The organism is Serratia sp. 506_PEND, assembly GCF_001076875.1.
Lineage (GTDB): Bacteria > Pseudomonadota > Gammaproteobacteria > Enterobacterales > Enterobacteriaceae > Serratia > Serratia marcescens.
Map to the genome: position 1 here is coordinate 1 of NZ_JVEL01000547.1, position 6,224 is coordinate 6,224.

6 protein-coding genes and 1 pseudogene are annotated in these 6,224 nt (G+C 56.8%); 2 read left to right on the forward strand and 5 right to left on the reverse strand.

Features of this window, described 5'->3' with window-relative positions; translation table 11 throughout:
- Positions 1–60: 60 nt before the first annotated feature.
- The 3 genes and pseudogenes from ADK28_RS23720 to ADK28_RS30590 all read right to left on the reverse strand — a co-directional run bounded on the left by ADK28_RS23720 (position 61) and on the right by ADK28_RS30590 (position 2,353).
- On the reverse strand, positions 61–1,269 hold the full coding sequence (locus tag ADK28_RS23720) for an aldose 1-epimerase family protein (protein WP_048796851.1): 1,209 nt from the start codon (positions 1,267–1,269) through the stop codon (positions 61–63).
- 424 nt (positions 1,270–1,693) lie between these two features.
- Positions 1,694–1,996, reverse strand: a complete 303-nt coding sequence (locus ADK28_RS23725) for an XRE family transcriptional regulator (protein WP_016927038.1) — start codon at positions 1,994–1,996, stop codon at positions 1,694–1,696.
- Positions 1,997–2,000: 4 nt separating this feature from the next.
- Positions 2,001–2,353: pseudogene (locus tag ADK28_RS30590) on the reverse strand (type II toxin-antitoxin system RelE/ParE family toxin).
- Between the two features lie 438 nt (positions 2,354–2,791).
- Between ADK28_RS30590 and ADK28_RS23730 the strand changes: the two are divergent.
- Both ADK28_RS23730 and ADK28_RS23735 read left to right on the forward strand, forming a co-directional pair.
- Entirely contained in the window at positions 2,792–4,087 is a 1,296-nt protein-coding gene (locus ADK28_RS23730) for an MFS transporter (protein ID WP_033639874.1), read from the forward strand.
- A 27-nt stretch (positions 4,088–4,114) separates the two neighbouring features.
- Positions 4,115–4,921 carry a substrate-binding domain-containing protein gene (locus ADK28_RS23735; RefSeq protein WP_048796852.1) on the forward strand — a complete coding sequence of 269 codons (807 nt, stop codon included), beginning with the start codon at positions 4,115–4,117 and terminating at the stop codon, positions 4,919–4,921.
- Here ADK28_RS23735 and ADK28_RS23740 read toward each other — a convergent pair.
- Both ADK28_RS23740 and ADK28_RS23745 read right to left on the reverse strand, forming a co-directional pair.
- Positions 4,896–5,795 (reverse strand): LysR family transcriptional regulator, encoded by a 900-nt coding sequence (locus tag ADK28_RS23740; protein WP_048796853.1) that lies wholly within the window; start codon positions 5,793–5,795, stop codon positions 4,896–4,898. The genes ADK28_RS23735 and ADK28_RS23740 overlap by 26 nt on opposite strands.
- 104 nt (positions 5,796–5,899) lie before the next feature.
- The coding region (locus tag ADK28_RS23745) for a diacylglycerol kinase (protein ID WP_048796854.1) at positions 5,900–6,224 on the reverse strand (325 nt) is incomplete at its 5' end.

The following is a 6,224-nucleotide window of genomic DNA, read 5'->3' on the forward strand; positions in this document are numbered from 1 at the left end:
GCCCGCTTAAGGAAACTTAAGCGGGCTTTTTGCTTTAACGCTAAATGCATCGAGGCAGCGTTACTCTGTGGCTATCGGCGCGTCATTCTCATCAATTTTTACCTTGCCCTGAATATCCGCAATCTTCTGCGCCAGATCCGCCACCTGCGCTTTGCTGTGCAGCAAGGTATAGGTCAGATCAAACTGCGCACTGGCGCCAGGCTGCAACTGCTTAACGCGTTTTTGTTCGCGCTCGACAGTGACCGGGTAGGCATAGCTGGTGCCCGGCTCAATCCCCGTTACATACCCCTGTTTTAACGTATCGGTATTCTTCCACAGCGTCAGGACGGGCAACTGGCGGGTATCGAACTGAATCGCCACCCCTTTGTCGCCCGCGTTATTGACCAGCGCCGCCAGTGCCTGATGATTCGGATCCGATAATGGCTTAATGTTAAAGACCATTTCATCGAACCCTTTGGTTGGACCGGCATAGGTTGCCCAGGTCTTCAGCCCGGCTTTGGCATAGTCGTTAAACGGGCTGATGCTGGCCATCGGCGCCAGGAAGCGGGCGCCATTTTCCAGAATCGGCGCGCCGAAATTGCTGTGATAAATAATCTGGTAATCATGGGGATAATCCGCCCGGTTGGTTAACACATCATGCAGGCGGAAACTGTTGCTGCCGGGCACATAGCGCAATTCGGTCAGGGTTTGCAGATCGGCTTTTTTGAATGTGCTCTCTTTGATCAGGCCGCGAACACGAATTTCATACGGCGCCGTATCCGCGACCTCAACCTCAACCCGCGAGGCCGGCGTATTGCCCGCTTTGCCGTGCAACGTGTAAATTTGCCCTCCTTCGGTCACTGGATGACCGGTCCACTCATAGCCACAACGCACCATCATCTCATTGAAACCTTCCAGCCAGCCGAGCCCATTGCGGCTTTCCAGGTTGATAAAGGCGGGGTTGACCACCTCTTTGACCGGGGAATCCCATCCCATTTTCGCGCCAAATCCTTCTGCCCGCAGGAGGTTCATGCCGCGGGTGGGGCTCAGCGTGATGGTCAGGCCATCCTCGCTGCGGATAATCACGACTTTGCTGCCTTCTTGCTTACCGCCGTGCAACACCTTCTGCTCAATGCTGAACGTTTTATCCTTCACCTTCAGCGCTTCGCTCGAAATCTTCCAGTTTCCTTTCTCCACGCCATCTTCAGCGCTGGTCAGCACCCAACTCTGCGCCGCCGCCTGCCCTGAAATCAGGGCCGAAAACACCGCCATCACCCATGTCTTTTTCATTTCCCTTCCCCTTTAGCTGAATCGATTTTTTATAAACAAGGAAAATCTACTGTTAAGCAGGTTAAAGAAATGTGATGAGCTTCACCGGGTGAGTATTTGAAGAAATAGCGCGATAAAAATACGAATTTCATCCCAGTTTTAATGAAAGACGTTGAGTTTTTGCACGAAAAATGAGCTACCTATCAACATAATTTGTATCGTTTCAGCTAAAAGACAAGGAGACGGCTCCGGGCAAGCAAGACATCGTGAAGGGAGTGCGGGTGGCTTGTTTAACGCTATCCGGCCCAAACGAAAGCGCTCAGACAGCCTGCCCGTCTTGCGCCTCTTTGCTTTTACGGCCGCCTGCTTGTGTCAAAGGAGCCCTGGTGCACAAAGCCCGCTCCGGGGAATCTGAGCGAGCTTTGTGCCTTTCTGCCGTTAGCGCTTACAGCACAAACTCGTAGTGAGAGCCGTCCGGCAGTTCAATGTCCAGGCGCAGTTTGCCGCCGGCCGCCTCAACATAGCGTTTAAGCGAAGACAGTTTCAGATCGCGGCCCGGTTTTTCCATCACGGCAACGGTCGGCTGCCTAATCCCCAGCGCCTGCGCCATTTCAACCTGCGTTTTCTGTACTTTTTCACGCAGCTCGGCAAGGTGAATGTTCAGCATGATGTCCGCCGCCAGCGCCTGCGCTTTGGCCACGACCTCGGGCTTTTCATCCGCAATAAGCTGTTCCAACGTTCTGCCCATCGCGTCACTCCTTCTCGTTTAATGTGTTCAGCCAGTTCGTGAATTCCCGATCGGCAACCTGGATCATCCCATCGTAAAAACGCTTTCATTACCGGCTTTATTGCCCGCGCAAAGCACAATGCCAATACGGTACGGATCGAAAGCGAAGAATGCCCGCAACGGTTCGCCTCGGCACTGAATGCGCAACTCTTTCATATTGCTGTAACGTGAGCCTTTAACCGTATCGGCATAGGGTCTGGGCAGCCCCGGCCCCTTTTCCCGCAGGACCATCAATGCGGCAAGTACGCCGGCCCGATCGGCATCGCTAAGTGATCTGAACCAATGATCAAATGCATCCGTTGTTTTAATTTCCCACACGGGACCGCCCTAAAATATAGATCAGCAACTATATAGATGTAAAGCTATAGCAGAGAGGCGCAGGGATAACATGCAAAGGCATACGTGGATACTGCAAGGCTGAACGTACATCCACGCATTTTGCAAACGCAGTGCGAGGCATTCAGCTTTTTAGGCGCGGTGTCGAACAATCGTTCAGAGGCACGGAACGTTTCCCCGCCGCCCCTTTATGAACCCTGTCACAAAAAGCGCATAACGTTTTCGACGTTCTACGCAGCGGGCGGTGAGCGGCAAACTTGTTAACGCCACGTTACATCGGGTTAGGCAACATTGTTAACGCCGATTGATGCGCCAAACGCATCGCGCCATGCGTTTATTGCGCTTATTTACTTTATTTTCCTGAGCGAGTCTTCAGCAACAGGCGCGGCGTCAGGCGCCAATAACAAACTGGAGATAAAGATGCATTCCTCTACCTCACCCATGACTCCCCGGGCCAGAGCCGGCGCGATATTGCGCGTCACCTCCGGCAACTTTTTAGAGCAGTTCGATTTTTTCCTGTTCGGCTTTTACGCCACCTACATCGCACACACCTTTTTTCCGGCCAGCAGCGAGTTCGCCTCACTGATGATGACCTTTGCGGTGTTCGGCGCGGGCTTTTTGATGCGCCCGATCGGCGCCATCGTGCTGGGCGCTTACATCGATAAAGTCGGCCGCCGCAAAGGGCTGATCGTGACCCTGTCGATCATGGCCGCAGGCACCTTCCTGATCGTGCTGATCCCCTCTTACCACAGCATCGGGCTTTGGGCGCCGCTGCTGGTGCTGTGCGGGCGCCTGTTGCAAGGCTTCTCGGCGGGCGCGGAGCTGGGCGGCGTATCCGTCTATCTGGCCGAAATCGCCACGCCGGGCCGTAAAGGCTTCTACACCAGTTGGCAGTCCGGCAGCCAGCAGGTGGCGATTATGGTGGCGGCGGCCATGGGCTTCGCGCTCAATGCGGCGCTGGAAGAAAGCGCCATTCGCGAATGGGGCTGGCGCCTGCCTTTCCTGTTCGGCTGCCTGATCGTTCCCTTCATCTTCCTCCTGCGCCGCAAGCTGGAAGAAACGCAGGAATTTACCGCTCGCCGCCACCACCTGGCGATGCGCGACGTGTTTAAAACCCTGCTGAAAAACTGGCCGGTGGTGATCGCCGGCATGTTGATGGTCGCCATGACCACCACCGCGTTTTACCTGATCACCGTCTATGCGCCGACCTTCGGCAAAAAGGTGCTGCTGCTCAGCGCTTCCGACAGCTTGCTGGTCACCCTGCTGGTGGCGATCTCCAACTTCATCTGGCTGCCCATCGGCGGCGCGCTGTCGGACCGTTTCGGCCGCAAACCGGTGCTGGTCGCCATGACGCTGCTGACGTTGGCCACCGCTTACCCGGCGCTGAGCCTGCTCGCCGCCGCCCCCAGCTTCGGCATGATGCTGGCCGTGCTGCTGTGGCTGTCCTTCATTTACGGCCTCTATAACGGCGCCATGATCCCGGCCCTGACGGAGATCATGCCAACGGAAGTGCGGGTGGCCGGGTTCTCGCTGGCCTACAGCCTGGCGACGGCGGTGTTCGGCGGCTTTACGCCGGTGATCTCCACCGCCCTGATCGAATACACCGGCGATAAGGCTTCACCGGGCTATTGGATGAGCTTCGCCGCGCTGTGCGCCCTGCTGGCGACGCTGTATCTGTATCGCCGCATCGCCATGCCGCTGCAAACCGCACGCTAACCCGCAATCGCAACAGGGAATCATGTCATGCAGAAACTCACTCGTTCGATCCTCGCCGCGCTGGTGTGCGCCTCCTGCAGTACGGCGGCGCTGGCCAAAGACGTGACCGTGATGATCTCAGGCGGCTTCAAAGCCGCGCTGGAAAAACTGGCTCCGGAATATGAAGCTCAAAGCGGCGATAAAATCATTCTGGTGTCCGGCCCCTCGATGGGCAAAACGCCGCAGGCGATCCCCGCGCGGCTGGCGCGTGGAGAGCAAGCCGATGTGGTAATCATGGTGGGCGACGCGCTGGCCCAACTGGACAAAGGCGGCTGGATCCAGCCGGGTTCGCGCGTAGAGCTGGCCGACTCGCCGATCGGCATGGTGGTGAAACAGGGCGCGCCCAAACCGGCGATAAAAACGGATGCCGAGCTGCGCAATGTCTTGCTGCAAGCTGACTCTTTCGCCTATTCCGACAGCGCCAGCGGCCGCTATGTCAGCGGCCAACTGTTCAAAAAGCTCGGCATCGAGGAACAGGTGAAAGGGAAAGCGCATAAGGTTGAGCGCATTCCGGTGGCCTCTGAAGTGGCGCAGGGGAAATACGCGCTGGGCTTCCAGCAGGTCAGCGAATTGCTGCCCGTGGCGGGCGTCACCTTTATCGGCGAGCTGCCGGAAAACGTGCAGTACATCACCCGCTTCGCCGGCGCGGTGACCGCCAAGGCGGAGCACCGCCGCGAAGGCAAAGCGCTGCTGAACTTCCTCGCCTCCTCTCAGGCGCAGCCGACCATTCGCGCGACCGGCATGCGAACCGTGCCGGCGCAGCAGCCGGTCAGGCAGAGTGATACTGTTCAGTAATCAGCTTTTCCAGCTCGGCGGCGACGAAAGACTGCATGCGGCCGCGGCGCCGGATCAGACCGACGGTGCGTTTCACCACCGGATCAACCAGCGACACCGACGTCAACACCGAATGTTCTGAAGCGGGCATCGACATGGCGGGCACGGCGGCAATGCCGATGCCCGCCTCAACCATGCCCAGCATGGTTGTCACATGGCGAGTTTCACACACGCTGGAGCGTTCCGGCACGAGGTGTTCCAGGCGCTGATCGAGCAGATTGCGATTGCCGGAGGTTTTATCCAGCGAGACGTAATCCTGCTGATAAAATTCCCGCCAGGTGAGGCTCTTTTTACCGGCGAGCGGATGGTCACGTCGGCAGGCGGCCACGTAGACGTCCCCCACCAGCGGCACAAATTCAAGATTAGGCTGCAGCCGCCCGGCAAAGCAGATGCCGAAATCGGCCTGGCCGCTGGTGACCGCCTCAATCACATTGCCTGCGCTGCCGTCGATCAGCTTGACGCGCACGCGCGGATAGCGCAGCCGGAAACGGCGTATCACGTCGGGCATGAAATAGTAGGCCGCCGAGGGCACCGTGGCGACGGTAACCAGCCCCACCCGTTCTTGACTGACCTTATCGATATCGGCCATCACCGCTTCGACGTTCATCAGCAACTGCTCCGAACGTTCGGCAAAGGCCTGCCCGTACAGCGTCAAGGTCACGCGCCGGGTGGTGCGATCGAACAGTTTGATGCCCAGCGCGTTTTCCAGTTTCTCAATCCTGCGGCTCAATGCCGACTGCGACAGGCAGATAGACTCTGCGGCCAGCCGAAAATTGCCGTACTCCACCAGCGCGCGAAACGCATAGAGATCGTTGAGATCAAAATTTACGGGCATAACGGCCAACTCTCCTTGCTGAAATGGCATAAAACGCAAACCAACGATGATAACCGCTTATATCGCCACGCTCACCGGCTTTGGTGGTTGAACCACCAAGGCCCCTATCGCCCCAGCAGCACCATTCCCCAAATAATGATAGTCATCACCACGGCTACCAGCTGCGCTGCGCCGCCCAAATCTTTGGCGCGTTTGGATAACGGATGCAATTCCAGCGAAATGCGATCGACCACGGTTTCAATCGCCGTATTAAGCAGCTCAACCACCAATAGCAGAAAACTGCAGGTGATTAATAACAGCCTTTCTATATTTGTAATATCTAAACCAAATGTAACAACCAGTAAGATAGCATTAATAACCAATAATTGGCGGAACGCATCTTCGGTAAGCACGGCATCAATAAACCCGGCCCAGGAATTCCTAATGCTG